The 25,734-nt window shown below is 71.2% G+C and carries 25 protein-coding genes and 1 rRNA gene; 11 read left to right on the top strand and 15 right to left on the bottom strand.

Features of this window, described 5'->3' with window-relative positions; all coding sequences use genetic code 11:
• Positions 1–86, top strand: a 5S ribosomal RNA gene (gene rrf, locus ACIOWN_RS17410); the annotation flags it as partial.
• A gap of 70 nt (positions 87–156) precedes the next feature.
• A complete protein-coding gene (locus ACIOWN_RS17405) occupies positions 157–732 on the top strand; it encodes a GNAT family N-acetyltransferase (protein WP_401982650.1) in 576 nt (191 codons plus the stop codon).
• A gap of 39 nt (positions 733–771) precedes the next feature.
• Here the strand turns inward: ACIOWN_RS17405 and ACIOWN_RS17400 are convergent, their stop codons facing one another.
• The 6 genes from ACIOWN_RS17400 to ACIOWN_RS17375 form a co-directional block, all read right to left on the bottom strand.
• Positions 772–2,355, bottom strand: coding sequence for a type IV secretory system conjugative DNA transfer family protein (locus tag ACIOWN_RS17400; protein WP_401982649.1), 1,584 nt, complete (start codon positions 2,353–2,355; stop codon positions 772–774).
• A 13-nt stretch (positions 2,356–2,368) separates the two neighbouring features.
• Positions 2,369–3,793 carry an ATP-binding protein gene (locus tag ACIOWN_RS17395; RefSeq protein WP_362345953.1) on the bottom strand — a complete coding sequence of 475 codons (1,425 nt, stop codon included), beginning with the start codon at positions 3,791–3,793 and terminating at the stop codon, positions 2,369–2,371.
• Between the two features lie 14 nt (positions 3,794–3,807).
• Positions 3,808–5,367, bottom strand: coding sequence for an SCO6880 family protein (locus ACIOWN_RS17390; protein ID WP_362345951.1), 1,560 nt, complete (start codon positions 5,365–5,367; stop codon positions 3,808–3,810).
• Entirely contained in the window at positions 5,364–6,704 is a 1,341-nt protein-coding gene (locus ACIOWN_RS17385) for a hypothetical protein (RefSeq protein ID WP_362345949.1), read from the bottom strand. The genes ACIOWN_RS17390 and ACIOWN_RS17385 overlap by 4 nt, the downstream gene beginning before the upstream one ends.
• Positions 6,694–7,545, bottom strand: a complete 852-nt coding sequence (locus tag ACIOWN_RS17380) for a hypothetical protein (RefSeq protein ID WP_401982648.1) — start codon at positions 7,543–7,545, stop codon at positions 6,694–6,696. Before ACIOWN_RS17380 ends, ACIOWN_RS17385 begins: the two co-directional genes overlap by 11 nt.
• Positions 7,546–7,770: 225 nt before the next feature.
• Entirely contained in the window at positions 7,771–8,079 is a 309-nt protein-coding gene (locus tag ACIOWN_RS17375) for a hypothetical protein (protein WP_100569130.1), read from the bottom strand.
• A gap of 445 nt (positions 8,080–8,524) precedes the next feature.
• On the opposite strand from ACIOWN_RS17375, the gene ACIOWN_RS17370 reads away from it, so the two are divergent.
• From ACIOWN_RS17370 to ACIOWN_RS17360, 3 genes are all read left to right on the top strand, one after another.
• A complete protein-coding gene (locus ACIOWN_RS17370; RefSeq protein WP_362345945.1) occupies positions 8,525–9,379 on the top strand; it encodes a trypsin-like peptidase domain-containing protein in 855 nt (284 codons plus the stop codon).
• A 139-nt stretch (positions 9,380–9,518) separates the two neighbouring features.
• Positions 9,519–10,526: a bifunctional lytic transglycosylase/C40 family peptidase gene (locus ACIOWN_RS17365; RefSeq protein WP_362345943.1), complete on the top strand. Its 1,008-nt coding sequence runs from the start codon at positions 9,519–9,521 to the stop codon at positions 10,524–10,526.
• Between the two features lie 249 nt (positions 10,527–10,775).
• Positions 10,776–11,480 carry a phosphatase PAP2 family protein gene (locus ACIOWN_RS17360; protein ID WP_401982647.1) on the top strand — a complete coding sequence of 235 codons (705 nt, stop codon included), beginning with the start codon at positions 10,776–10,778 and terminating at the stop codon, positions 11,478–11,480.
• Positions 11,481–11,541: 61 nt separating this feature from the next.
• Here ACIOWN_RS17360 and ACIOWN_RS17355 read toward each other — a convergent pair whose 3' ends face one another.
• Positions 11,542–13,107, bottom strand: coding sequence for an FAD-binding oxidoreductase (locus ACIOWN_RS17355; RefSeq protein WP_401982646.1), 1,566 nt, complete (start codon positions 13,105–13,107; stop codon positions 11,542–11,544).
• A gap of 432 nt (positions 13,108–13,539) precedes the next feature.
• Between ACIOWN_RS17355 and pstS the strand changes: the two genes are divergently transcribed.
• The 4 genes from pstS to pstB all read left to right on the top strand — a co-directional run bounded on the left by pstS (position 13,540) and on the right by pstB (position 17,669).
• Positions 13,540–14,667, top strand: coding sequence for a phosphate ABC transporter substrate-binding protein PstS (pstS, locus tag ACIOWN_RS17350; protein ID WP_401982644.1), 1,128 nt, complete (start codon positions 13,540–13,542; stop codon positions 14,665–14,667).
• A gap of 103 nt (positions 14,668–14,770) precedes the next feature.
• Complete coding sequence (pstC, locus tag ACIOWN_RS17345) at positions 14,771–15,778, top strand: phosphate ABC transporter permease subunit PstC (RefSeq protein WP_362345935.1); 1,008 nt, start codon at positions 14,771–14,773, stop codon at positions 15,776–15,778.
• A complete protein-coding gene (gene pstA, locus ACIOWN_RS17340) occupies positions 15,775–16,827 on the top strand; it encodes a phosphate ABC transporter permease PstA (RefSeq protein WP_362345933.1) in 1,053 nt (350 codons plus the stop codon). The genes pstC and pstA overlap by 4 nt, the downstream gene beginning before the upstream one ends.
• A 65-nt stretch (positions 16,828–16,892) precedes the next feature.
• Positions 16,893–17,669 carry a phosphate ABC transporter ATP-binding protein PstB gene (pstB, locus tag ACIOWN_RS17335; RefSeq protein WP_100569123.1) on the top strand — a complete coding sequence of 259 codons (777 nt, stop codon included), beginning with the start codon at positions 16,893–16,895 and terminating at the stop codon, positions 17,667–17,669.
• Positions 17,670–17,799: 130 nt separating this feature from the next.
• Here pstB and ACIOWN_RS17330 read toward each other — a convergent pair whose 3' ends face one another.
• From ACIOWN_RS17330 to ACIOWN_RS17320, 3 genes are read right to left on the bottom strand one after another with little or no spacing between them, the layout of a single operon-like run.
• Positions 17,800–18,000, bottom strand: a complete 201-nt coding sequence (locus ACIOWN_RS17330; protein ID WP_100569122.1) for a DUF5988 family protein — start codon at positions 17,998–18,000, stop codon at positions 17,800–17,802.
• A 31-nt stretch (positions 18,001–18,031) separates the two neighbouring features.
• Entirely contained in the window at positions 18,032–19,030 is a 999-nt protein-coding gene (locus ACIOWN_RS17325) for an inorganic phosphate transporter (RefSeq protein WP_362345931.1), read from the bottom strand.
• Between the two features lie 7 nt (positions 19,031–19,037).
• The gene (locus tag ACIOWN_RS17320; RefSeq protein ID WP_031154207.1) at positions 19,038–19,658 is read right to left on the bottom strand and encodes a DUF47 domain-containing protein; all 621 of its coding nucleotides are present in this window, start codon (positions 19,656–19,658) and stop codon (positions 19,038–19,040) included.
• Between the two features lie 215 nt (positions 19,659–19,873).
• Between ACIOWN_RS17320 and ACIOWN_RS17315 the strand changes: the two genes are divergently transcribed.
• Entirely contained in the window at positions 19,874–20,227 is a 354-nt protein-coding gene (locus tag ACIOWN_RS17315) for a metal-sensitive transcriptional regulator (RefSeq protein ID WP_358730682.1), read from the top strand.
• Between the two features lie 3 nt (positions 20,228–20,230).
• Here the strand turns inward: ACIOWN_RS17315 and ACIOWN_RS17310 are convergent, their stop codons facing one another.
• Entirely contained in the window at positions 20,231–20,443 is a 213-nt protein-coding gene (locus ACIOWN_RS17310) for a hypothetical protein (protein ID WP_362345927.1), read from the bottom strand.
• 120 nt (positions 20,444–20,563) lie between these two features.
• Positions 20,564–21,400: a hypothetical protein gene (locus tag ACIOWN_RS17305; RefSeq protein ID WP_362345925.1), complete on the bottom strand. Its 837-nt coding sequence runs from the start codon at positions 21,398–21,400 to the stop codon at positions 20,564–20,566.
• Positions 21,401–21,588: 188 nt separating this feature from the next.
• On the opposite strand from ACIOWN_RS17305, the gene ACIOWN_RS17300 reads away from it, so the two are divergent.
• Positions 21,589–21,780: a hypothetical protein gene (locus tag ACIOWN_RS17300; protein WP_362346008.1), complete on the top strand. Its 192-nt coding sequence runs from the start codon at positions 21,589–21,591 to the stop codon at positions 21,778–21,780.
• Between the two features lie 15 nt (positions 21,781–21,795).
• On the opposite strand, the gene ACIOWN_RS17295 is transcribed toward ACIOWN_RS17300, so the two are convergent.
• Genes ACIOWN_RS17295 through ACIOWN_RS17285 form a run of 3 tightly spaced genes read right to left on the bottom strand, consistent with a single transcriptional unit; the run spans position 21,796 to position 25,724 of the window.
• Complete coding sequence (locus ACIOWN_RS17295; protein ID WP_362345923.1) at positions 21,796–22,224, bottom strand: NUDIX hydrolase; 429 nt, start codon at positions 22,222–22,224, stop codon at positions 21,796–21,798.
• 28 nt (positions 22,225–22,252) lie between these two features.
• A complete protein-coding gene (locus ACIOWN_RS17290) occupies positions 22,253–23,344 on the bottom strand; it encodes a CHAD domain-containing protein (RefSeq protein WP_401982640.1) in 1,092 nt (363 codons plus the stop codon).
• The gene (locus tag ACIOWN_RS17285; RefSeq protein ID WP_401982638.1) at positions 23,325–25,724 is read right to left on the bottom strand and encodes an RNA degradosome polyphosphate kinase; all 2,400 of its coding nucleotides are present in this window, start codon (positions 25,722–25,724) and stop codon (positions 23,325–23,327) included. Before ACIOWN_RS17285 ends, ACIOWN_RS17290 begins: the two co-directional genes overlap by 20 nt.
• Between the last annotated feature and the right edge of the window lie 10 nt (positions 25,725–25,734).

Here is a 25,734-nt window from a genome sequence, read left to right as displayed (position 1 = left end):
GTTACATTCCGAACCCGGAAGCTAAGCCTCACAGCGCCGATGGTACTGCAGGGGGGACCCTGTGGGAGAGTAGGACGCCGCCGAACAAATTGTGATGAAAGGGCCCACACCCGAAAAGGTGTGGGCCCTTTCTTTTTTGTGCATTACCGTGGGCCCATGAGCAGCCCTGGCAGCACCAGCAGCACCGAGCGGTACGTCGTCCGCTCCGTACGCGCCGAGGAGTGGCCCGCCGCGAAGGCGCTGCGGCTGGTCGCGCTGCAGGACCCGGTGGCCCACCTCGCCTTTCTGGAGACGTACGACGACGCCATGGCCAGGCCCGACTCGTTCTGGCAGGAGCGGACGGCCGGGGCTTCCGTGGGGTCGGGCGACGCTCGGCAGTTCATCGTGGAGGGGCCGGACGGCGAGTGGGTCGGAAGCGTGACCGTGCTCGTCGAGGAGGCCGGCACGACGGACTGGGCCGGGTTCCCGGTCGAGCGGCGGCAGGGGCACGTCGTAGGTGTCTATGTGCGACCCGAGCACCGTGGGTGCGGGCTGACCGAGTTGCTGTTCGACGAGGCCCTGCAATGGGCCTGGGACATCGACGTGGAGCAGGTGCGGCTCATCGTGCACGAGGACAACGGGCGAGCCCTGCGCTTCTACCGCAGGATCGGGTTCCTGCCGAGCGGGGTCAGCGTGCCGCTGACGGCCGGCTCGGCCGAGTCCGAACTGGAGTACGTCCTCGAACGCCCCTGAGGGCCCTGGAGACAGGCGAGCCCTGGCCACAGCCGCGGGTCACGCCGGGAGCTCGGCGTGCGGCCAGCGGGCGCGGGCCTGTTCGTGGGAGCGGAGCAGGACCAGCATGGGCAGCCCCTGGCCGGCTCCGGCTGCCAGCAGCTCCGGGAGCTGGGGAAGCGGGGCGACGGCGGCCACGTCGTCCAGGACGAGCGTGAGTGGTGGGTCGAGGCGACCGGAGGATGACCGTTCGGCCATGCGCCGGCCGCGCTCGACCACGCTTGAGGCGAGTGCCGTCAGGAGGGGCATCGCACCCGGGTCGGTCCGGGGATCCTCGAGGGATTCGCCGACCACATAAAGCGTGCCCCCTTCGTTCACGAAGGAATCCAAGGCGACCGCATCAGTTCGGTTGGGAGTGCAGGCCTCGCGGATGTTGACCGTGACCAGTGAGGCCAGCGCGCGACTGGTCAACTCCTGCGCCATGTCACGACGTTCGGGATACGAGGTGAGCGAGGACTCCAGCTCGCCGGCCGAACCGGCGGCGGCCTTGGGGTTCGTACGGAGGGTCCGCACGGCCTCCTGGACCTGTGTGCCCTGTGCCCAGCGGTGGACGTGGCGGATCGCGCGGCCGTCGACGGCGGCGGCGTGCAGGAAGCTGCGCAGAAGGGTCTCCGCGGTGTCGCCGGTCGCCTGGTCCACCTTGGCGGTGGGGCGGACCGGGGCGAGCAGCGCGGCGGCTCTGGCGGCCGCCGTCGCCTTGTCCTCGCAGCCCGCCGTGGGGGACCAGTGCAGGCGGGCCGGGGTGTCGCAGAGGTGGCCGGGGTCGTAGAGGAGGACCGGGCCCAGCTTGGCCCGTGAGTCCTTCGTGTCCTGCCACAGGGCGGGGTTCGACGTGATGACGAGGGCCGGGCCCGCCGCGTCCCGGATCGCCTGGGCCGCGGCCGCCTGCCGGACTTCCCGCGGGGCGGTCAGGATCGTCTCCCGTCCGCCGGCCGGCCCGCTGTGGCGGCCGGCGGCGAGGGGCATGAGGGGCATGAGGGGCTGCGCGGGCGGGGCCGCGGGTTCCGCCCGGTTCGAGGGCTGCGGGGCCGCCGGTGCGGCCTCCTGCGGGGCCTCGGCGGGCTGCTGGGCGGCCATGAGCGGCCGTCCGGGCTGCGGGGCCGTCCGCTGGCTGGGCACCTCGTGCGGGACCGGCGCGGGGGCCTCCTGGGGTTCCGGCGCCGTCGCCCGCTCCCGGGCTGCCGCACTCTCGGCCCGTCTGCGCAGCCGCCCGGCTCGCCAGCGGGCCACGGTGCCCATCACGAACACGGTCAGTACGAGCAGCACCATCAGCTGGCCGATGAACAGGCCCCAGAACAGCCCGTAGCCCGACAGCGCGTCCGGCGGAGTGTCCGGCCAGGCGCCGGGGATGTCGTGCGGGTCGGTGATGAGCCGGCGCATCGCCGGCGGCGTGCGGGTGAAGGCGACCCCGGCGGGCCAGGAGCCGTGGGTGAACAGGCCGGCGAGGCCGGTGGCCGTCCACACCAGCAGGGTCATGCCGAGCAGGAAGGCCATGACGCCGACCAGCAGGCCGTCGGGAACGCCGCCCTGGCCGTCCCGACGGCCCTGGCGGCCCTGTCCGTGGTCGCGGTCGTCCGGTCTCACGCGCGCGTCCCCTCTAGGCCACCGTCGACTCGGAGGAGCCGTCCAGGTCGCCGATGTGCTGTCCCATGAAGGCCGCCGCCCGCTCCTGCGCCTCCAGCTCCGCGGCGCGCAGGCTGTCGTCGGAGAGGCGGTCGCTGGAGGACTCCGTCATGGCGCGGTCGGTGAACACCAGCGGCCGTTCGGTCTCGGTGACCAGGTGTTTGACCACCTGGACATTGCCGTTGACGTCCCAGACCGCGATGCCGGGGGTCAGGCTCGGGATGATCTCGACCGCCCACCTGGGCAGGCCGAGCACCCCTCCCGTCGCCCTCGCCTCGTCCGCCTTCTGGGCGTAGATCGTCCTGGTGGAGGCCATCTTCAGGATCGCCGCGGCCTCCTTGGCCGCCGCCCCGTCCACCACGTCGGACAGATGGTGGACGACGGCCACGAACGACAGACCGAGCCGGCGGCCGAACTTCAGCAGCCGCTGGAACAGCTGGGCCACGAACGGGCTGTTGATGATGTGCCAGGCCTCCTCGACCAGGAAGATGCGCTTCTTGCGGTCGGGGCGGATCCAGGTGTGCTCCAGCCACACGCCGACGATCGCCATCAGGATCGGCATGGCGATGGAGTTGCGGTCGATGTGGGACAGGTCGAAGACGATCAGGGGCGCGTCCAGGTCGATGCCGACCGTGGTGGGGCCGTCGAACATGCCGCGCAGGTCACCGTCGACCAGCCGGTCCAGGACCAGCGCCACGTCCAGGCCCCAGGCCCGTACGTCGTCTATGGCGACGTTCATCGCCTCGGCCGACTCCGGCTCGGGGTGGCGGAGTTGCTCGACGATGTCCGACAGCACCGGCTGGCGTTCCACGATCGTCTCGTTGACGTAGGCGTGGGCGACCTTCAGCGCGAAGCCGGAACGCTCGTCCAGGCCGTGCCCCATGGCGACCTCGATGATGGTGCGCAGCAGCGCGAGCTGGCCCGTGGTCGTGATCGACGGGTCCAGGGGGTTGAGCCGGATGCCGTGGTCGAGGGCCGCCATCGGGTCCAGCCGGATCGGCGTTATGCCCAGCTCCTCCGCGATGAGGTTCCACTCGCCCACCCCGTCCTCGCCCTGGGCGTCCAGGACGACGACCTGGCGGTCGCGGAAGCGGAGCTGGCGCAGGACGTAGGTCTTCTCCAGCGCCGACTTGCCGTTGCCGGACTCGCCGAGGACCAGCCAGTGCGGGGCGGGGAGCTGCTGTCCGTAGAGCTGGAAGGGGTCGTAGATGTAGCCCTTTCCGGAGTACACCTCGCGGCCGATGATGACGCCCGAGTCGCCGAGGCCGGGCGCGGCGGTGGGCAGGTAGACCGCCTGGGCCTGGCCCGTGGACGTTCTCACCGGCAGCCGGGTCGTCTCCACCTTCCCGAACAGGAAGGTGGTGAAGGCGTCCGTGAGTGAGGTCAGCGGGTCCCGCATCAGAGCATCAGCCCCTACCGTCGGATTCCGGTGGCGAACGGGAGCGTGTTCACGAAGGCGCGGTGGTGCTCGCGGTCGCACCACTCGAGTTTCAGGTAGGACTTCCCGGCCGAGGCCCTGATCGTCCGCTTGTCGCGGGCCAGGGACTCGGGGGAGCGGGAGGACACGGTGATCCAGCCGACCAGGTTGACGCCGGCCGCGCCGCTGGCGAGGTCCTCGCCGCGCTGGTCGAGGCGGCTGTGGGCGGCGACGTCGCGCGGGTCCACGGTGCGGTTCATCTTCGCGGCGCGGCTGGCCTCGGCGACGTCGTTGGTCTTCTCGGTCAGCATGCGTTCGATGGCGATCTCGGTGGGTTCGAGGTCCATCGTGACGGCGACGGTGCGGATGACGTCCGGGGTGTGGACGAGGAGGGGCGCGAGGAAGTTCACGCCGACCGGGGTCATCGGCCATTCCTTGACCCAGGCGGTGGCGTGGCACCAGGGCGCGCGGGTCGTCGACTCGCGGGTCTTGGCCTGGAGGTACGTCGGCTCCATGGCGTCCAGCTCGGCCGGCCAGGCGTTGCGTTTGGTCATCGCCTGGATGTGGTCGATCGGGTGGTCCGGGTCGTACATGGAGTGGATCAGCGAGGCCAGCCGCCCCTGACCGAGCGGCTGCCGTACGCGGATGTCGGCCTCCTGGAGCCGGGAGCAGATGTCGGTGAGCTCGCGGGCCATGACGACCGCGAGTCCGGCGTCCCGGTCCAGCTTGCGGCCCGTGTGGGGCCGGGCGGCCCGCGCCATGGCGTGTGCCTCGGCGGCGAGTTCGCGGGTGTAGTGCATGCAGGCGACGAGGTAGGCGCGGTGCTGCTCGCTGCTGGTGGACACCATGGACTGCAGTTGGTCGTAGGACCGCTGGAGCCAGTGCGGTGCCCGTTCGTCCCCTCGCATGGTGACGTCCTTGGCGTGGGCGTCGGGGTCGGCGGGGAGGGTGCGGGCGAGCATCTGCAGGCGGGTGACGAAGCCGTCGCCGTTGGCCACGTGCTTGAGCAGGGTGCCGAAGCGGTCGACGAGGGCTTCCTGGTCCTCGGAGTCGCGCAGGCCGACGCCGGGGCCCTCGATCTCGATGGCGGCGGTGACGGTCCTGCGGTCGGCGTGCAGGAGTACGGCGATCTCGTCGGGGCCGAACGGCGCGGCGAGCCAGGTGATCCGGCCGATGCCGGGCGGCGGCCCGATCTCGACCTCGCGGCCGTCCAGGCTCGTTCCGGCCTCCATCACGCTGGAGCGGTAGACGGCGCCGCGCTTGACGGTGCGTTTGTAGCTGCGGTTGATCTCGAACCACTTGTAGAAGGTGCGGTGCCGGTAGGGCACGTAGACCGCGGCCAGGGCCAGCAGCGGGAAGCCCGTCAGCAGGACGATGCGCAGGGGCAGCACCGGGACCAGCAGTCCGCACATCATGCCGATGAACGCGCCCGCGATGATCAGGGCGATCTCGCCGGTCTCGCGGTTGCGGCCGACGATCGCGTTCGGCCGGGCGCGGCCGATCAGATAGGTACGGCGGGACGCGACCGCGTGGGACACGTGGGAGTCGGTCGTCAACGTCCTTCACCTCCCGGGCGGTTGGTGCTGCTGTTGCGGGTGCTTCCGGCGTGGGGGGTGTTCACCGGGCTGGGTGCGCGGGGAGCGGGTGTGGTGGAGGGGCCGGATCCGCCGCCACCGTCCGGGACGCGGGCGCTGTGCGCGGCGACGCCGCCGGAGGCCGGGTTGGCCGGGCGGGGGGCGGACGACTGGCCGCCGCCGTTGTTGTCGGCCCGGGTGCTGTGGGTCTTGATGCCCTGTGCGACCAGGGTGGCCGGGGAGCTGATGACCGCGGCGGCCTTGCCCTCGGCGCCCCGCATGATGCGGTTGTTGCGGCCGGCCGCGATCTCGTCGCCGAAGCCCGGGACGAAGCGGTAGATCATGGCGCTGGCGAAGATGGCCAGCAGGATGATCGCGAGGCCGGAGACGACCGCGGAGAAGGCGCCGGGGCCGTTGTCGCCGGAGGAGAGCGCTCCGGCGAGCCCGAGCACGATGACGACGACCGGCTTCACCATGATCACCGCGATCATGATTCCGGCCCAGCGGCGGACGTGTCCCCACAGGTTCTTGTCGACCAGTCCGGCGTAGACGACGGTGCCGAGCAGGGCGCCGACGTAGAGCAGGGCGGCGCGGAGGACGAGCTCCAGCCAGAGCACGCCGGCGGCGAGGATGGAGACCAGGGAGACGACGATCAGCATGATCGGTCCGCCGCCGATGTTCTCGCCCTTGCCGAGCGCGGCGGAGAACGTGCCGAAGAAGGTGCCCGCCTGGTCGCCGGTGGCCTTGGCGAGGACGTCGGAGACGCCGTCGGTGGCCGAGACGACCGTGTAGAGGATCAGCGGGGTGAAGGCGGAGGCGAGCACGGTCAGCCAGAGGAAGCCGACCGCCTCGGAGACGGCGGTGGACAGCGGTACGCCGCGTACGGCGCGCTTGGCGACGGCCAGCAGCCAGAGCAGCAGTGTGAGCACGGTCGAGGCGGCGAACACGACCGCGTACTGCTGGAGGAACTTCTGGTTGGTGAAGTCGACGTTCGCGGTCTCCTGCACGGCCTTGCTGAGCTTGGTGACGGTCCACGACGCGGCGTCGGCACAGCCCTTGGCGAGCGAGGAGAGGGGGTCGAGGGTGGAGGTGGGGTCGGGAGCCGTGGAACCGCCGCCGCTGCTGGTGCCGTTGCCGCGCTCGCAGTACTTCTTGGCTTCGCCGAAGATGAGGTCGCAGTCGTTCTTGCTCGCCGTCGGCGAGGGCGTCGGGCTGGGCGAGGGATCGGCGACGGCGCGGGTGGCCAGCAGTACGACCGTCGTCTGCACGGCTGCCACGGCTCCGGTGAGCCCCAGCAGGCGCTGCTTGCTACCGGGCATACGTGAACCCTCCGTACTCTTCGGTGGCCTTGCGGATCTCGTCGGAGGTGGCGGCCCTGTCGTCGCCGGGGACCGGGGCGGGGCCGGTCTTCTGCGAGTCGGAGACGATCTTCCAGTCGCCTCTCGACCACTGGAGTTCGAACGTCCACGTCTTCCAGGACGAGGTGACCGGGTCGGTGGAGGTCTCCGCGGACATGCCGATGAGTCCCACGTACCAGACCGCGACCCTGGCGCTGCTGTCGCTGTACTGCTGCACGGTGGTGCCCACCGGCACCACACGTGAGACGAACGTGCTGCCGGTGGGCGGGTTGCCGTCCGCGTCCAGGCCCATCCTGTTGAGGAAGTCCGCCGAGTAGGCCTTGTCCATGGGTTTCTGGAGGCGGGCCGCCGCGTCGGGGGTGTAGAGGAGGTCCAGGAGGGTGTGCCGGGTGCCCTTCTTGAACATGTCGGTCGAGCCGAGGGCCACGGCGTAGTTCGCGGCGGCGCTCTGTGCTCCCTGTTCGTCGTGGGCGAAGCCCGACGGGATGCCGTCCGTCTTCGTGTGGACCGGCTGCTTGCCGGTCGCCGCGGTCGCCGCCGCCTTGGGCTTGTCGGCGGTGCCGCCGCCGGCGGCGGGGGAGCGGCCTCCCGAGCGGTTCGCGAAGGCGATCGCGGCGATGAGGAGGACGACGACGGCGACCACCGTGATCAGGCTGCGCGAGGACGAGCGGCCGCCGCGCCGCGCGCCTCCGTAGGGGTCGCCGGGCCGGTCCGGGAGCCGGGTGCGGGTCTGTCCGCCCGCGTACGGCCCGTCGTCGGCACGCGCCGAATCGCCGTACCCGTGCCCGTCCGATCGACTCATGCCCCTTACGCCCCCTCGACCTCGTACCGGAATGCCTGGAAGTACGACGGTAGCCGTGCTGGTTCCCGCGTGGACGCGGTGTGGTGACTCGACATCAGGGAAACGCAACCTCAGCCGGTGGGCACGGTGGGTGGGTAGGGGCAGTGGGGTCACCGGGCGCGCCCGGAGGGTCCGGCCGGCGGTGCGCACGGGGCACCGTGCGCGGCATGCGCGGGTATGCGCCGGTTACACGGCCATGCCGTACACGATGGTGAAGAGCGTGCCGAGCGAGCCGATGATGAACACGCCCGTCAGCCCGGCGATGATCAGGCCCTTGCCCTGCTCGGCACTGAACGTGTCGCGCAGGGCCGTGGCGCCGATGCGCTGCTTGGCGGCGCCCCAGATGGCGATGCCGAGGCAGAGCAGGATGGCCACGGCCATCACCACCTCGATCATCACCTTCGCCTCGTTGCCCAGGCTGCCGAAGGGCCCCCAGTTCGGAGCGATCCCGCCGATGATGGTGTTGATGTCTCCCTTGTCGGCCGCAAAGAGCATGTAAGTCACCGCCCCTGTTGGGTAGTTCCGCTTCCCCTGCCTTCGTGCAGAGGGCAGGCCCATTCTCGCCGACAATGACGCCGCCGTATGTCGACTTGACGGCATTGCCTGGTGGGTTTCGTACGTATGGTCACTCTGTGTATCACGGCAGGTCACGCCGGGCAATGAAGTCCGACCGCAACCCGTGATGTGGTTCCGTCGTTGACGTTTCTCATGTGTCGGCAAGGGTTCTGACGACCAGTCGGGTGACCGGTCGCCCGTGGCCGATGGTCTCACGCTTCTCCGCGTCGGCACCGCGTTCCCGTCGGCCCGGCGGCGTCCCGGCGGGCGGGGCGCGTCGGGGGAGCCGGTGTGAGCCCGGTCATACGATGAACGGGCGTTTCACAGGAGAATCTCAGGGAAGTCGGGGTCCGTTTCTCATCCCCGTCCGCCACAGTGGAGCCTGATGAAGCGCACCTCAGGTACCGAGAGCCTCGCCGGTCGCGCACGTCCCGGGCGTCGCCGGGCCGGTGCGCGGGCGCTGTTCGCCACGCTGGTGCTGCTCGCCGTGACCTCGGTCTCCGTCGCGGCCGCGCACGACGGACCCGGCGCGCTCAGGATGATCGGACCGCACGGGATGACCGGCCCGTTCGAGGAGCCCGAACCGCTCGGGGTGACCGCCGTCACGTCCAGGACCCCGCAGAGTGCCCGGGTCGGGGCGCTGTTCGGCGCGGACAAGGCCGACGACCTGGCCGGCAACCACTTCTGCACGGCCTCGGTGGTGCACAGCCCCCGCCGCGACCTCGTCGTCACCGCCGCCCACTGCCTGAGCGGGGACTCCGACCTGGTGTTCGTGCCGGGGTACCGGGACGGCCGGGCGCCCTACGGGGTGTGGAAGGTCAAGCAGCGCTTCCTGCCCGACGACTGGACCGCGCACCAGGACGAGGACAGCGACATGGCCTTCGCCGTGATCGCCCCGCAGGGCGGGAAGGGTGTCGAGGACGCCGTCGGCGCCAACCGCTTCCTCACCGGGGCGGCGACCGGGACGACCGCGGTCACCCTCACCGGTTACCCGGACTCCCGCGAGGTGCCCATCAGCTGCACCAACCGGCCGCGGGCCCACAGCGGCACGCAGCAGCGCATCGACTGCCCGGAGTTCACCGGCGGCACCAGCGGCAGCCCGTGGATCAACGGGGACCAGGAGGTCGTCGGCGTTCTCGGCGGCCACGAGGCGGGCGGCTCGACGGCGGACACCTCGTACAGCGTGGTGCTGGGGGCCGCCGCGGACCGGCTCTACAAGGACGCGACCGCCGCTCCCTGATCCGCCCCCCACCGCCCCTCGCCGCGGGGTCGCACGGTGGCTGACCGCCGTGCTGCCCTGCGCCCGTGTGTGATCACCTGGAAAGCGGTGCCGGCGCCTCTACACTGTCGACGGCGGACTCCCGTGCGACGAGGGGCGGTTGACGGTGCGTAAGGCATGGATCGTGGCGGTCGCCGCCGTCGCTTCCGGGCTCAGCCTCGTCGCCCTGCTCGTCGTCGGCGTCTACGTCGCCGCGGGGAACATCGCGGGCGGGGCGGGCGGCGGGTCCGTGGGGCTCGCCAAGGGCGCCGTGCCGGCCGCGTACCAGCCCCTCGTGCAGAGATGGGGCAATCTCTGCCCCGCGATCAACCCGGCCCTGCTGGCAGCCCAGTTGTACCAGGAGAGCGGGTTCAACCCGAACGCCAGGAGCCCCGCCGCGGCGCAGGGGATAGCGCAGTTCATCCCGAGCACCTGGGCCACGCACGGCATCGACGGCGACGGCGACGGGAAGGCGGACGTCTGGAACCCGAACGACGCGATCCCCTCGGCCGCGTCCTACGACTGCGAACTCGCCTCCTACGTCAAGAACGTGCCGGGCAACGTCACGCACAACATGCTCGCGGCCTACAACGCGGGGGCCTACGCGGTCATCAGCCACGGGGGCGTGCCGCCGTACGCGGAGACGCGGAACTACGTGAAGACGATCACGACCCTGGAGAAGAGCTTCGCCGCCCCCGTCACCCGTGTCGACCCCTCCCGGCAGGCCGCGGCGGCCATCACGTACGCGCAGAGCAAGCTGGGCACGCGTTATCTGTGGGGCGGGAACGGCACCCCTGAGCAGGGCGGACGGTTCGACTGCTCGGGCCTGACCAAGGCCGCCTACGAGAGCGTGGGGGTCACGCTGCCGCGGGTCGCCAACGACCAGTACAACGCCGGGCCGCACCCCAAGCGGGACGAACTTCTGCCGGGTGACCTGGTGTTCTTCTCCGACGACCTGACCAACTCGCGGGCCATCCGGCACGTCGGCATCTACGTCGGCGGCGGGTACATGATCGACGCGCCGAGGACGGGCGCCGTGATCCGCTTCGATCCCGTCGACACACCCGACTACTTCGGGGCCACCAGGGTCACCGAGGACGGCGCGAAGGCGCTCCCCTCCGCGGTGTGAGCGGAGGGTGAGCCGCCCGCCTGAGCTGCGGCGACGAGTCTCTCTTCGATAACGTCTGCGTGATCGTTCGGTGGAGTGCGGAACGCATCGATCGGGGTCGTGCGTTGCTGATGACGTAGCCAAGTGGATGTCCGGTGGCGTGCGGACCCTGCGTGCGTGCAGCGGAAGCGGATCTACGACCACGGGGGTGGGCAGGAGCGGCGCACGCCGGGTGCGCCCGCGACGACACGACGAAGGGGCCGCAGCAGGATGGCTGGACTCGCCGAATCCGGGTCGAACCCCGACGTCGACCTGCTCTACGACATCAACAGCCTGGCCAGGAACGCTCCGCACTGGTTGGACCGGGTCATGGAGTACGTCGGTGAGTACGGGCTGCTGCTCGCCATGGTGCTGCTCGTGCTGGGGTGCTGGTGGTCCGTGCGGCGCCGGGGCGGCGAGGGGGCGGCGTCCGCCGTGGCCGCGCTGGTGTGGGCGCCGCTGGCGGCCGGCCTCGCGGTGCTCGTGAACGTGCCGATAAGGGATTTCGTGCAGCGGCCCCGGCCCTTCCTGGACCATCGGGGGCTCGATGTCCTGGTGTCCGGCAAGACCGACTACTCCTTCGTGAGCGATCACGCGACGATCACCATGGCGATGGCGGTCGCGCTGTTCGTCGTCGACCGGCGCTTCGGCCTGGCCGGGATCGTGCTGGCGCTGTTCGAGGGGTTCTGCCGGGTCTACATGGGCGTGCACTATCCGACGGACGTGGTCGGCGGGTTCGCGCTGGGTACGGCTGTCGCGCTGCTGCTCTCCCCCCTGGCCATGGCCCTGCTCACGCCGCTGATGAAGGCGGTCGAGGGAGCGGCGTGGGGCGGCCGGCTGGTGCGTGCCCGGCGTGGCGGCGCGGGCGACGCGGTGGTCTCCGGCTGCTCCGCCGGGGAACGGGCGCCGGCGGAGGACCGGGACCTGGCGGCGTAGCGGAGCGCCCCGCCGTGCCCGGCCGTCCGCCGCCGGGTCTTCGCGGGTGGCCCGTCGGGCGTCACAAGCCCTGCGGGTAGGAGAAGAAGTTCTGCGGGTCGTACTGCCGCTTCAGCTTGGCCAGGCGGGTCGCCGCGTCGCCGTAGTAGGCCGTGCGCCAGTTCTTCAGGGTGGGGTCGCTGTAGTTCTGGTAGGCCGCTCCGGAGGCGTAGGGCCGCATGGCGTCGTGCGCCGAGGTCAGCCAGGCCTGGGCCGCCGAGCCGGTGGTGCCCGGGCGCCAGGAGGCGACGTACTGGGCCAGCATGCGTGAGCGCCGGTGGACGAAGGCCGTCGCCGTCGGGGAGACCCGGTTGACCGCCCCGCCGAGCGCGGTGAACGCGATGCTGCCCGCGCCGCCGCGCACCGAGGGCAGCTGCGCCACCAGGGTCCGGATGCCGGCCGCGGACAGGGAGCGGTCGAAGAAGTCCGAGCGGGCCGCGTAGGTCTCGCGGCCGAGCCTGCCCTGCGGGGAGCGGCCGGGCGTCCTGCCCGGCAGGTGGCACTGGGCCTCCACGGGGAAGGACGAGCAGCCGGCGTAGGCGTCCATGGCCTGCCAGTAGGAGTGGCGCCTGAGCGACACGCTCGACGCCGGGGCGCCGACCGACGCGGCCAGGCGGTCCACCGCGTTCTGCAGCGCGCCGTAGGTGCCCAGGGAGAAGGCGGCCACGGACACCCTGGGCGTGCCGCCCGCCGTGTTCTCCAGGTGCAGCGAGGACCAGATCTCGTCCGGCTGGGCGGGTCCCCACTCCTGCCAGGCCTTCATCACCGCCGCGGCCTTCGCCCAGGGCCAGGTCAGGTACGCCGACACGGCCTGCGGTGCGGGGTGGGTCCTGAACCGCAGTTCGGTGACGACGCCGAAGTTGCCGTTGCCCGCGCCGCGCAGCGCCCAGAACAGGTCCTTGTTCTGGGTGGCGTCGGCGGTCAACTGCCTGCCGTCCGCGGTGATGAGGGTGGCCCCGGTCAGGCTGTCGCAGGTCAGGCCGTAGGCGCGGGCGACGACTCCGTGACCGCCGCCCAGGACCAGGCCGGAGATGCCCACGGTCGGGCAGGAGCCGCCGGGGATCGTGACGCCCTTCGCGGTGAGCGTGCGGTAGATGTCGATGAGCTTGGCGCCGGCGCCGATCACCGCGGAGGAGCCGCTCGCCCGTATCTGGCCGAGCTTGGAGACGTCGATGATCAGCCGGCCGTCGCCGGAGGACCAGCCGCCGTAGGAGTGGCCGCCGTTGCGGACGGCTACGCGGAGGTGGTGGGCGCGGGCGTAGGACAGGACGGTCCGTACGTCGTCGGCGTTGGCCACGTAGGCGACCGCGGCGGGCCTGAGGTTGTCGAAGCGGGTGTTGTAGAGCTGCTTGGCGGTCGTCCAGGAGGCGTCGCCCGGGCGGATCAGGGGGCCGTGCAGGGAGCGGGCGAGCGCGGCCCAGCCGGTGGCCGTCGGGGTGCTGGTGGTGCCGGCGGCAGCCGACATCTCCCTGGCGGTCGTCCGGTCCGCCGCCGCCCGGGCCGGGGCGCCCGTGCCGCCGCTGCACGCGCTCGTCGCGGCCGCGGCGAGCGCGGCCGCGCCGCCCCCCAGGAAAGTCCGCCGTTCCATGCCCGCACCTCCTGATCGTCCTGCGGAACGAGACGACGAGGCGGCCCGGAGGGTTCCGGGGAACCGCGCCGCAGGACTGCCACAGTACGGCGGTCGGGGCGTCACCGACACGCGAGCGCGGGCCGATCCGGTCGCGCGGGCCGGCGGCGCGGCGCGGGGAGCGGGGCATCCCCCTGGTGTCCGGCGCGCCTGCGAGTCCATGGCGAGAGCCCGCCCCGGCCATGTCTCCTTCCGTGGCCTCGACGTAAGCATTCCGTGACCTCACCGCACTGTCGGCAGGGGTTCACCCCTCGTTCACTTCCGGCCATCGGCAGCTTCACCTGTTCTGCCTAATTTCGGCCTTACCCGGTGCTGATGCGCAGGTCGGTGCATCGGTGTCGTCCACACCCCGCACGCCGCCGAACAGGACGGCGGCTCCTGGAAGGAACTCAAGTGAAGCTTCAGCGCAAGACCCGGCGGGCACTCGCTCTCGGCGCACTCGCCGTCTCCGGCGCCCTGGCCCTCACGGCGTGCGGCTCCGACGACACCGGCAAGAACAACGCCGGCGGCGACAGCAGCACCGCGGCCTCCAACAGCTCCATCAAGTGTGACGACGCCAAGGGCCAGCTGCTCGCCGACGGCTCCTCGGCGCAGAAGAACGCGATCGACGCCTGGGTGAAGCAGTTCAGCCAGGCCTGTGGCGTGCAGATCAACTACAAGGGCGGCGGCTCCGGCGCCGGCGTCACGGCGTTCACCCAGGGCCAGGTCGCCTTCGCCGGCTCCGACTCGGCGCTGAAGCCCGAAGAGGTCACCGCCTCCCAGAAGATCTGCACCGACGGCGGTCAGGGCATCGACCTGCCGATGGTCGGCGGCCCGATCGCGGTCGGCTACAACGTCCCGGGCGTGGACAGCCTCGTCCTCGACGCCCCCACCCTGGCGAAGATCTTCGACAGCAAGATCAAGAACTGGGACGACGCGGCGATCAAGAAGCTGAACCCCGACGCCAAGCTGCCCAACCTGAAGATCCAGGCGTTCCACCGCTCGGACGAGTCCGGCACCACGGACAACTTCACCAAGTACCTCAAGGCCGCCACCCCCGCGAACTGGAAGTACGAGGGCGGCAAGGCCTGGCAGGCCAAGGGCGGCCAGGCTGCTCCGCAGTCCTCCGGCGTGGCCCAGCAGGTGAAGCAGACCGAGGGCGCGATCGGCTACTTCGAGCTGTCGTACGCCAAGGACATGGCCACGGTCGACATCAACACGGGTGCCGCCGCCCCGGTCAAGGCCACCGTCGAGAACGCCACCAAGGCCATCGCGGACGCCAAGGTCGTCGGCACCGGCAGCGACCTGGCCCTGCAGCTGAACTACAACACCAAGGCCGAGGGTGCCTACCCGATGGTCCTGGTCACGTACGAGATCGTCTGCGACAAGGGCAACAAGGCCGACACCCTGCCGGCCACCAAGGCGTTCCTGCGCTACATCGCCAGCGAGGAGGGCCAGAGCATCCTCACCGCGAACGACTACGCGCCGATCCCCGACGCGATCATCAGCAAGGTCCGCACCACCATCGACGGCCTGAGCTGATCCGAGTGCGGCCCGGCCCCCCTGACGGGGCCGGGCCGCACCTTCCGGTGCACCGCCGCCAGGAGCCGTACCCCGCGTACGTCTCCGCAGACCGGAGATCCCGATGGACATATCAACGCATACGACGGGCGCCGACGCGCCTTCCCCTGAACCGACCGCGGCCGAGCAGAAGCGCGCCGCCCGCGGTGCCACCCGTCCCGGAGACCGGATCTTCCTCGGTCTCACCCGTGGGTCGGGCATCCTGCTGCTGGTGGTCATGGCCGCGATCGCGGTCTTCCTGACCTACCGTGCCTCGCTGGCGATCAGCAAGGACCACGGCAACTTCCTGACCACCTTCGAGTGGAACACCGGCCTTCAGCCGCCGGTCTTCGGCATCGCCGTGCTGGCCTTCGGCACGGTGGTCTCCTCGATCATCGCCATGGTCATCGCGGTCCCCGTCGCGGTCGCCATCGCGCTCTTCCTCACGCACTACGCCCCGCGCCGGCTGAGCGGTCCCATCGCCTACGTGGTCGACCTGCTCGCCGCCGTGCCGTCCATCGTGTACGGCCTGTGGGGCGCGTTGATGCTGGTCCCGCACCTGGACGGACTGTTCGGCTGGCTGAACGACTACCTCGGCTGGACCGGCGTCTTCTCCTGGGAGGGCGGCGCCCCCCGCTCGCTGCTCACGGTCGGCATCCTGCTGGCGATCATGATCCTGCCGATCATCACCAACGTCAGCCGTGAGGTGTTCCGCCAGGTTCCCCGGATGCACGAGGAGGCGGCCCTGGCTCTCGGCGCCACGCGCTGGGAGGTCATCCGCATGTCGGTGCTGCCCTTCGGGCGCTCCGGCGTGATCTCCGCCTCGATGCTCGGCCTGGGCCGCGCGCTCGGCGAGACGATGGCCGTCGCCACCGTGCTGTCGCCGACCTTCACCATCGGGGCCAGCCTGCTCGACCCGGGCGGCGGCACCTTCGCCCAGAACATCGCCAGCAAGTTCAGCGAGGCGTCGGAGTACGGCCGTGACGCGCTGATCGCCTCCGGCCTGGTCCTGTTCGTCATCACTCTGCTGGTCAACGGCGCGGCCCGCCTGATCATCGCCCGCCGCAAGGACTACTCGGGGGCCAACGCATGAGCCACGCAGCCATCGCCGACCAGCGCTCCAGCAGCCTGCGCGGCGCCAGCCTGCCCAAGTGGTCCCCGTGGGCCATCGCCGCCGGCTCCCTGGCCGCCGCGGTCGCCATCGGCCTGGCCGGCGGCCTGCACAGCCGTGTCCAGTGGGGCCTGATCGCCGCGGTCCTCTTCGTCCTCGGCACCTACGGCGTCGCCGCCCGCGTCGAGGGCCGCCGCCAGGCCAAGGACCGGGTCGCGACCAGCCTCGTCTGGGTCGCCTTCCTGCTCGCCCTGGTGCCGCTGGTCTCCCTGGTCTGGACGACAGTCCAGCGCGGGGTGAAGGTCCTGGACGGCTACTTCCTGACCCACTCGATGGGCCTGGTCGCCGACAACGAGCCGGGCGGCGGCATCTACCACGCCATCATCGGCAGCCTGGAGCAGGTCGGCCTCGCCACCCTGATCGGCGCGCCGGTCGGCGTGCTCACCGCCATCTACCTGGTGGAGTACGGACGCGGCAACCTCGCCCGGGCCGTGACCTTCTTCGTCGACGTCATGACCGGCATCCCGTCGATCGTCGCGGGCCTGTTCATCCTCAGCCTGATGCTGATCTTCAAGATGCAGCCCTTCGGCTTCGCCGGCTCGCTGGCCCTGGCCATCCTGATGATGCCTGTCGTGGTCCGCTCCACGGAGGAGATGCTCAAGCTCGTGCCGAACGAGCTGCGGGAGGCGTCCCTCGCCCTGGGCGTGCCCAAGTGGCGCACGATCCTGCGGGTGGTCCTGCCGACCTCCGTCGGCGGCATCACGACCGGCATCGTGCTGGCCATCGCCCGTATCGCCGGTGAGACCGCGCCTGTGCTGCTGCTGGTCTTCGGCAACCCGTTCATCAACACGAACCCCTTCGAGGGGGCGCAGTCCTCGCTGCCGCTGTACATCTACCAGCAGTACACGAACAGCACGGGCCCGGGCGCGGCGTACGACCGCGCGTGGGCGGCCTCGCTCACCCTCATCGCCTTCGTGATGATCCTCAACCTGGTGGCCCGCGGCATCGCCCGCTGGAAGGCCCCCCGTTAACGATCTGCGGCTGCTGCCGCGCGGGGCCTGTCAGCGACCCCCGGACTTTTGGAAGTGAAGTAGTCATGGCCAAGCGAATCGATGTGAGCGGGCTCACCGCCTACTACGGCGCCCACAAGGCGATCGAGGACATCTCGATGACGGTCGAGCCGCGCTCGGTGACGGCGTTCATCGGCCCCTCCGGCTGCGGCAAGTCGACGTTCCTGCGCACCCTCAACCGTATGCACGAGGTCACGCCGGGCGGCCGCGTCGAGGGCAAGGTGCTCCTGGACGAGGAGGACCTCTACGGCGCCGGGGTGGATCCGGTGGCCGTGCGCCGCGAGGTGGGCATGGTGTTCCAGCGCCCGAACCCGTTCCCCACCATGTCGATCTTCGACAACGTGGCGGCGGGACTGCGGCTGAACGGCAACTACCGCAAGAGCGAGCTGGGCGACATCGTCGAGAAGTCGCTCAAGGGCGCCAACCTCTGGAACGAGGTCAAGGACCGCCTGAACAAGCCCGGCTCGGGCCTGTCCGGCGGTCAGCAGCAGCGTCTGTGCATCGCCCGCGCCATCGCGGTCGAGCCGAAGGTGCTGCTCATGGACGAGCCCTGCTCCGCCCTCGACCCGATCTCCACGCTCGCCATCGAGGACCTGATCGGCGAGCTGAAGGAGCGCTTCACGATCGTCATCGTGACGCACAACATGCAGCAGGCGGCGCGCGTCTCGGACCGTACGGCGTTCTTCAACCTGGCGGCCGTGGGCAAGCCGGGCCGGCTGATCGAGATCGACGAGACCGAGCGGATCTTCTCCAACCCGTCCGTGCAGGCGACCGAGGACTACATCTCCGGCCGCTTCGGCTAGAGCGCCTCCTCCCCCCGGATTCCTCGCGGTGCTGCATGGCGGTGCCACCGCGAGGTGGCAGAAGGGCCCGCCCCCGGCTCCCGGGGGCGGGCCCGCACGCTTTCACCGGCCGGGGTGTGCGCCCGGCCGCTCACTCGGCGACTTCGGTGCGCTCCCACCACCGGTAGACGGTGACCTGTCCTTCCTTGCTGTCCTCGTGGCGCGAGGTGACCTTGTAGTGCTCGTATCCCCCGAGGTGCGGGATCTTCAGTTCCTGTCCGGGAGGGACCACGGGCACCAGGGTGCCCGCGAGATCCTCCGGCCCGCCTTCGAGGAGTGCCTTGCTCGTCATGGTTCCAGTGTCACCACACCGGGCCGGGCTGCTACAGGAACGCCAGCTTGATCAGCCAGAAGGCGCAGGCCGCGACGACCGCCGCGGCCGGCATGGTGATGAACCAGCCCAGGACGATGTTCTTCGCCACGCCCCAGCGGACGGCGTTGACCCGCTTCGTCGCGCCCACGCCCATGATCGCCGAGGTGATCACATGGGTGGTGGAGATCGGCGCCTTGAAGAGGTACGCCGTGGCGAACATGATCGACGCGCCGGTGGTCTCGGCGGCGAAACCCTGCGGCGGGTCCAGTTCGATGATCTTGCGGCCCAGGGTGCGCATGATGCGCCAGCCGCCCGCGTAGGTGCCCAGTGACAGCATGAGGGCGGAGACCAGCTTCACCCACACCGGGATCGGGTCCCCGTAGTCCTCGACATCGGCGATGACGAGGGCCATCACCACGACACCCATGGTCTTCTGGGCGTCCTGGAGGCCGTGTCCGAGCGCCATGCCGGCCGCCGACACGGTCTGGGCTATGCGGAAGCCGCGCTTGGCCTTGTGCGGGTTGGTCCTGCGGAAGAGCCACATGATCGCCGTCATCACCAGGTAGCCGACGATCAGGCCGACCACCGGGGACAGGAACATGGGGGTGACGATCTTGTCGAGCACGCCGGACCAGTACACCGTCGTACCGCCCGCGAGGGCCGCGCCCACCATGCCGCCGAACAATGCGTGCGAGGAGGACGAGGGAAGGCCGAAGTACCAGGTGACGAGGTTCCAGACGATGGCTCCGAGGAGGGCCGAGAAGAGGATGCCCATCCCCTTGCCGCCGGTGGGCGTCTGGATCAGGCCCTCGCTGACGGTCTTGGCGACCCCGCTGCCGAGGAAGGCGCCGAGGAGGTTCATCGCGGCGGCCATGGCCAGCGCGGCGCGCGGGGTGAGCGCCCGGGTCGACACGGAGGTCGCGATGGCGTTGGCGGAGTCGTGGAAGCCGTTGGTGTAGGCGAAGCCGAGAGCGACCAGGACGGTCAGGATCAGAGCGAAGGTGTCCATGGACGCCTCAGGACTCCTTGACCGCGATGGTCTCCACCGTGTTCGCCACGTGCTCGAAGGCGTCCGCCGCCTCTTCCAGCACGTCCACGATCTGCTTGAGCTTCAGCACCTCGATCGCGTCGTACTTGCCGTTGAACAGGTGCGCGAGCAGCTTGCGGTGGATCTGGTCCGCCTGGTTCTCCAGGCGGTTCACCTCAATCCAGTACTCGGTGAGGTTGTCCATGGTCCGAAGGTGCGGCATCGCCTCGGCCGTCAGCTCCGCCGCCCTGGCCAGAACCTCGATCTGCTGCTCGACGCCCTTGGGCAGTTCCTCGACGTTGTAGAGGACGACCAGGTCGACCGCCTCCTCCATGAAGTCCATGATGTCGTCGAGGGACGACGCGAGGGAGTAGATGTCCTCGCGGTCGAAGGGCGTGATGAACGAGGAGTTCAGCTGGTGGAAGATCGCATGCGTGGCGTCGTCACCTGCGTGTTCCGCGGCCCGCATACGCTCTGCGATCTCGGCCCGGGCGGAGGTGTCCGCCCCGAGCAGTTCCATCAGGAGTTTCGAGCCCGTGACGATGTTGTCCGCGGACGCGGCGAACATGTCGTAGAAGCTCGTCTCCCTGGGGGTCAGACGAAAGCGCACGTGGGGTCCTCGGGGTGCTTCGGTTGGGGTCAGGGTGATGGTAAGCGCATCATCCGGCCACGGCTAAGGGGCCGTCCCCCAGTGTCGCCCATGACCTGCCCTGCTTGGCACGGGGGCATGCCAAGGCTGCCGGTACCCGGCAGAATTCGTTACGATATACCCGCCAGGGGTATGTCTCCTCGGTGTGTGCCGAGGTGTACGGGAGCGAGGACGCGATGACGACCACCGAGGCCGGCGCGGCGGCGCCCTCCGAGAACGTGAGCGGAATCACCGGGCACGAGCCCGTCACGCACGGTTACCACAAGCAGAAGGACGAGCACCTCAAGCGGCTCCGCCGGATCGAGGGTCAGATCCGCGGGCTCCAGCGGATGGTCGACGAAGACGTCTACTGCATCGACATACTCACCCAGGTGTCCGCCTCCACCAAGGCACTGCAGTCCTTCGCCCTGCAACTGCTGGAGGAGCACCTGCGGCACTGCGTCGCCGACGCGGCCCTCAAGGGCGGATCGGAGATCGACGCGAAGGTGGAGGAGGCCACGAAGGCGATCGGACGGCTGCTGCGCACCTGAGGCTCACCGGCCGTGAGGCCGCCGGGCGCCCGGCGCTCCGCGGCCCGCGCAGGCCTCGCGCTCCTCGGCCACCCGCAGCACCTCGTCGATGCTCTCCAGACTGAGCCGCTCCTCGGCTGCCGAGGCCGCGATGATCAGCTCCCCGCACAGCTCTATCTCGGCGAGGGCCACGTGGTCCTGGACCGCCGTACCGCCGAGCGGAGCCACGTGCGTCACCTCTTCTCTGCCGTCTGCCGCTGCCGGCTCCCAGGGTAGGGAGCGGCCCGTGTGCGGCGCATGGCACCAAAGGGCTAGTTCGCCGGTCATTTTCCCGGACCATTCGGGTCCCGGCCCGGCTCACGACTCGGCGATCCGCCCGGTGTAGATGTCCTGCGGCCGCGGCAGCGTCACGGTCACCGGGGTGCCGAAGGCGTACAGCAGCGTCGTGGAGAAGACGGCGACGGTGCTTCCGAGCTGCCCGTTGACGAAGGCGAAGCGCTGCCGGAGCTTGCGGATGCGGCCCTGGTCGTCGAGGTAGGCGTCGAACGGGACCGAGGCCGTGGCGAACCCTTTCGCCGCCGCGTTCAGCGCCGCCTCGTCGGCCGCCGTGGCGCTCTTCGCCGCCAGCGCGAGATCGGCCGTGCCCCGGTAGTGCCGCACGGGGACCCCGGCGACCTCCGTCCGGTCCACGTACGTCGCCGTGCGGGTGCCGCGCAGCAGCTCGGCGGCGGCGAACGGGTCGGTGGCCCCGCCGGTGACCAGGTTGCCGTCGACGAGCGTGGCCGTGTCCACCCGCACCCACTTGCCGGCCGGCACGCCCGCTCCCCGGTTCTTCATGTACAGCGCGCCCGGAGCGAGGAGCTCGGTGAGCGGCACGTGCTCGGCGGCCCCGGCCGGGTTCTGCGGCAGCACCAGCGTCAGCTGCCCGCGCTGCCCGCGGAAGTCGTAAGCGCCCTCGCCGCGGATCGTCACCCGGGTCCCGCCGGTGGCCATCTCCATCGACGTACGGGTCTGCGCGCTGCCCGCTTCGAGCAGCACGTCCGGCGCCTGGCGCAGGGCCTGCACCGGATCGGTGGCGGCGCGCGCGTCCTCGGCGTCCGCGCCGCCGGAGCATCCGGTGGCGCACGCCCCGGCCAGGACGGCCGCCGCGAGCACCGCGCCGCCCGTCCCGGTCCGCGCGCCGCCCGGTCTCACCCGAGCACGAGCAGGAGGGACACCCAGCCGCCGCCGCACCGCCATCGCCCTGCCTACCCCCAGCTGCCACGTCCGTCACGGGTCCCTGTCGTCCCGTCAACGACGAGTGGGTGGCCCCCGTCACGCACGCACCCGATCGACGGGCGGCCGTAACGTCCCGTTCACCTGGCGTGGCTACCTTTGTCGTCGTGGTGCAGCATGAGGGCCTGAGCCCCACCCAGGAGGACCGCAGGAACCGGGACGCCGTGGGACACCGCGCGGCGACAGTCGAACAGGGCCGCTTCTGCCTGGCCCGCTGCACCTGCGGCTGGCGCGGGCCGGCCCGCCGGGCCCGCAGCCTCGCCCGCGCGGACGCGCTGGGACACGAGGGCGGCGCCTGACCGGCACCGGCACGCTCAGCCGAGGCGCAGCGCCGCCGTCAGTTCATCGAGCAGCTCGCGGTCGCGGAACTGGGTCAGCCGCTTCCGGGCCTCCTCCGGCGGCAGCCACAGGATGCGGTCCACCTCCTTGTTGGGGGTGAAGCCGCCCGCCGCGGCCTCGGCGGCCCAGTAGCGGACCTGCTTGGGCCGGCCGCGCACCATGTAGGTCACGGTGGACAGCTCGGCGCCGGGAACGGCGGTGTAGCCCGTCTCCTCCGCCACCTCGCGCACGGCGCCCGCGAGCGGTTCCTCACCGCGCTTGAGCTTGCCCTTGGGGTGGGACCAGTCGTCGTACTTCGGCCGGTGGACCAGGCACAGCCGCAGCGTGCCGTCCGGCGTCGAGCGGCGCCACAGCACGCAGCCGGCCGCCAGGACGGGCGTGCGGTTCGGGTCGAGGTCGGTCACCGGTGCGTCCCGTCCTGTCAGCCGGCGGTCAGCCGGCGCCCACGGCCTGCTTCTGCCAGGCCTGCTGGAAGGCGAACCTGGCCGCCTCCACCTCGTGGCGCTGGTCCGCGTGCAGCACGCCGAGCGCGTACGCCGTCGCCGGGGCGATGCGCGGGGTGCGGGCCGCGGCGGCCGCCGCGGCCGCCGCCTCCGAGGCGTCGCGGTGCCGGTCGAGGGCCTGCCCGGCCGCCGGCAGCCGTACGTGCGCGGACGATTCCCCGAGCCGGCCCCCGGCCCCGTCGAGCACCTCGCGCGCGTACCGGTGCAGGCGCAGCAGCAGGCGGACCTGGTGCCAGGGGGCGTCCTGCGGGTGCGGCGCCGGGTCCGGGGAGAGGCCGTGGACCAGGGCCTCCGCGTTGTACGGGCTGCCCGCGGTGACGAGCGGGAGGGCGGCGACGGCGTCCGTCAGGCGCTCCCGGGCGGCGGCGGCCAGGGAGGTCAGGTCCATGGCGGCGGCGCCGGGGGCGAGGGGGACGTCGCTGGCGAGGACGGCCACCTTGTCCGCGACGGCGTGGAACCGCGCGGAGCCCAGCGCCTGGAGGGCGGTCGAGTGCGCCCGGGTCCGGGCCAGGGTGAGCTGACGTTCCAGCAGGGCGCCCGCCTTCGCCGCGCCCACGGTGAGGTTGCCGCGGTCGGCTCCGCGGCCGCCCGCGGTCTCCTCGGTGGGCTGGGCCGGGAGGACCGCGGTGCCGGAGAGCCGGTGCAGGGCGAGCAACAGCCGCTCCAGGCAGGCCTGGCAGGCGTGTTCACGGGCCAGGATGCCGGACAGCCAGGCCAGTTCCGGGCACAGCTCCGCCGACCAGCTCTCGTCGAGCAGGGGGCGGAAGGTGTGCGCGGTGCCGCTGATGCGGCGGGCCGAGCGGCGCAGGGCGCGCGCGGCGTTGACGGACTCCTCCGTGCCGTGCCCCGCGCCGCCGGTCTCGCGGTGCAGGCGCAGCGCACGGAGGAACTCCGTGGCCTGTGCCCGCAGATAGCGCGCGAGGGCGTCGGCGGTGGGGGCACCGCCCGGCTCCGGCGCGGCCGGCGGCTCGGGGGTGCTCACGGCCGTGGAGTCCGTCGGGTCAAGGTGTTGCTGTGCCACGCCGGCGCCTCCGGGCGTCTATGAGCATCTCCTGGATGTTGCGCAGGGGCTGGCCGTCCGAGTCGGTCGCGTACCGGGTCCACTCGCCGTCCGGGCCGAGGTGCCAGGAGGAGGTGGTGTCGGACATGCCGGTCTCCAGCAGCCGGTTGAGGGCTGCCCGATGGGCCGGGTCGGTGACCCGGACCAGGGCCTCGATACGGCGGTCGAGGTTGCGGTGCATCATGTCGGCGCTGCCGATCCACACCTCGGACTCGCCGCCGTTGCCGAAGACGAAGACCCGGGAGTGTTCGAGGAAGCGGCCGAGGACCGAGCGGACGCGGATGTTCTCCGACAGGCCGGGCACGCCGGGGCGCAGGGCGCAGATGCCGCGCACCCACACGTCGACCGGGACGCCGGCCTGGGAGGCGCGGTAGAGCGCGTCGACGACCGCCTCGTCGACCATCGAGTTGACCTTGATGCGGATGACTGCGGGGCGTCCGGCGCGGTGGTGCTGGATCTCCTTGTCGATGCGGGAGATCAGCCCGTCGCGCAGGGACTTGGGGGCGACGAGGAGCCGGCGGTAGGTCTCGCGGCGGGAGTAGCCGGAGAGGCGGTTGAAGAGGTCGGAGAGGTCCGCGCCGACCTGCGGGTCGGCGGTGAGCAGGCCGAGGTCCTCGTAGAGGCGGGCGGTCTTCGGGTGGTAGTTGCCGGTGCCGACGTGGCTGTAGCGCCGCAGGGTGTCGTCGCCCTCCTGGCGCACCACCAGGGACAGCTTGCAGTGGGTCTTCAGGCCGACCAGTCCGTAGACGACGTGGCAGCCGGCCTCCTCCAGCTTGCGCGCCCACTTGATGTTGGCCTGCTCGTCGAAGCGGGCCTTGATCTCGACCAGGACGAGGACCTGCTTGCCGGACTCGGCGGCGTCGATGAGCGCGTCGACTATGGGGGAGTCGCCGGAGGTCCGGTACAGGGTCTGCTTGATCGCGAGGACGTCCGGGTCGGCGGCGGCCTGCTCCAGGAAGGCCTGGACCGAGGTCGAGAAGGAGTCGTAGGGGTGGTGCAGGAGCACGTCCCGGCTGCGCAGGGTCGCGAAGATGTCGGGGGCCGAGGCGGACTCCACCTCCGCCAGTTCCCGGTTGATGCCGGCCACGAACTTGGGATACTTCAGCTCGGGCCGGTCGAGGCCGTGGATGCGGAAGAGGCCGGTGAGGTCCAGGGGGCCGGGCAGCGGGTAGACCTCGGCCTCGCTGATCTTCAGCTCGCGCACCAGCAGGTCGAGCACCTCGCGGTCGATGGACTCCTCGACCTCCAGGCGCACCGGCGGCCCGAAGCGGCGCCGCATGAGCTCCTTCTCCAGGGCCTGGAGCAGGTTCTCGGCGTCGTCCTCCTCGACCTCGAGGTCCTCGTTGCGGGTGAGCCGGAAGGCGTGGTGCTCCAGGATCTCCATGCCCGGGAACAGCTCCTCGAGGTGGGCCGCGATGACGTCCTCCAGGGGGACGTAGCGGCCCGGGGAGCTCTCCAGGAAGCGGGACAGCAGTGGCGGCACCTTGACGCGGGCGAAGTGGCGGTGGCCGGTGACCGGGTTGCGTACGACCACGGCCAGGTTCAGGGAGAGGCCGGAGATGTACGGGAAGGGGTGCGCGGGGTCGACGGCCAGGGGGGTCAGCACGGGGAAGATGCGGTGCCTGAAGAGCGTGAACAGGCGGGCCTGTTCCTTCTCCGTGAGCTCGCTCCAGCGGACCAGGTGGATGCCCTCCTCCGCGAGTGCGGGGGCGACGTCCTCGTGGTAGCAGGCGGCGTGCCGGGCCATGAGCTCGCGCGAGCGGGCCCAGATCATCTCCAGTACCTCGCGCGGCTGCAGCCCGGAGGCGGACTGGGTGGCCACGCCGGTGGCGATGCGGCGCTTCAGTCCCGCGACCCGGACCATGAAGAACTCGTCCAGGTTGCTGGCGAAGATCGCGAGGAAGTTCGCGCGTTCCAGCAGGGGGGTGGCGGGGTCCTCGGCGAGTTCGAGGACGCGCTCGTTGAAGGCGAGCCAGCTGCGCTCCCGGTCCAGGAAACGGCCCTGCGGCAGCTGCTCCCCCTCGGCCGGTGCCTCCACGTAACCGTCGAGGTCGGCGTCGATGTCCGGTTCCAGGTCGGAGACCGTGGCCGCCACGGTGTGCGGGCGGTGCGCGGCGATGGAGCCCACGGAGGGCTGCGGGTGCTGTGCGGTGGCGGGGCCCGCGGGGGCTCCCACGTGGTCGGCGGGAGCCGGCGGGGTCTGCGCTGCCTGGGTGTCTGGCTGCCTCATGAACCTATTCTTCCGCGCCTGCGGCGGGACAGGCGCGTCGAACGGCACGCGCGGGAGCGCGGCGGCGGTCGCCTCCCGGGGCGGCTCGGGCTCTGGCGCGGCGGGCTTCACCGCCCGAGCG

Source organism: Streptomyces sp. NPDC087787, from assembly GCF_044743035.1.
Lineage (GTDB): Bacteria > Actinomycetota > Actinomycetes > Streptomycetales > Streptomycetaceae > Streptomyces.
The sequence above is the reverse complement of the archived record's forward strand: the minus strand, read 5'-3'. Positions and strand labels throughout refer to the sequence as shown.

What these genes read in the sequence shown, in the direction of transcription:
- ACIOWN_RS17325 (WP_362345931.1), bottom strand. Translation starts at nt 19,030, where the DNA reads ATGGACACCTTCGCTCTGATCCTGACCGTCCTGGTCGCTCTCGGCTTC.
- pstA (WP_362345933.1), top strand. Translation starts at nt 15,775, where the DNA reads ATGAGCCACGCAGCCATCGCCGACCAGCGCTCCAGCAGCCTGCGCGGC.
- ACIOWN_RS17375 (WP_100569130.1), bottom strand. Translation starts at nt 8,079, where the DNA reads ATGCTCTTTGCGGCCGACAAGGGAGACATCAACACCATCATCGGCGGG.
- ACIOWN_RS17370 (WP_362345945.1), top strand. Translation starts at nt 8,525, where the DNA reads ATGAAGCGCACCTCAGGTACCGAGAGCCTCGCCGGTCGCGCACGTCCC.
- ACIOWN_RS17315 (WP_358730682.1), top strand. Translation starts at nt 19,874, where the DNA reads ATGACGACCACCGAGGCCGGCGCGGCGGCGCCCTCCGAGAACGTGAGC.
- ACIOWN_RS17395 (WP_362345953.1), bottom strand. Translation starts at nt 3,793, where the DNA reads ATGCGGGACCCGCTGACCTCACTCACGGACGCCTTCACCACCTTCCTG.
- ACIOWN_RS17330 (WP_100569122.1), bottom strand. Translation starts at nt 18,000, where the DNA reads ATGACGAGCAAGGCACTCCTCGAAGGCGGGCCGGAGGATCTCGCGGGC.
- ACIOWN_RS17360 (WP_401982647.1), top strand. Translation starts at nt 10,776, where the DNA reads ATGGCTGGACTCGCCGAATCCGGGTCGAACCCCGACGTCGACCTGCTC.
- ACIOWN_RS17380 (WP_401982648.1), bottom strand. Translation starts at nt 7,545, where the DNA reads ATGAGTCGATCGGACGGGCACGGGTACGGCGATTCGGCGCGTGCCGAC.
- ACIOWN_RS17405 (WP_401982650.1), top strand. Translation starts at nt 157, where the DNA reads ATGAGCAGCCCTGGCAGCACCAGCAGCACCGAGCGGTACGTCGTCCGC.
- ACIOWN_RS17355 (WP_401982646.1), bottom strand. Translation starts at nt 13,107, where the DNA reads ATGGAACGGCGGACTTTCCTGGGGGGCGGCGCGGCCGCGCTCGCCGCG.
- pstC (WP_362345935.1), top strand. Translation starts at nt 14,771, where the DNA reads ATGGACATATCAACGCATACGACGGGCGCCGACGCGCCTTCCCCTGAA.
- pstB (WP_100569123.1), top strand. Translation starts at nt 16,893, where the DNA reads ATGGCCAAGCGAATCGATGTGAGCGGGCTCACCGCCTACTACGGCGCC.
- ACIOWN_RS17385 (WP_362345949.1), bottom strand. Translation starts at nt 6,704, where the DNA reads ATGCCCGGTAGCAAGCAGCGCCTGCTGGGGCTCACCGGAGCCGTGGCA.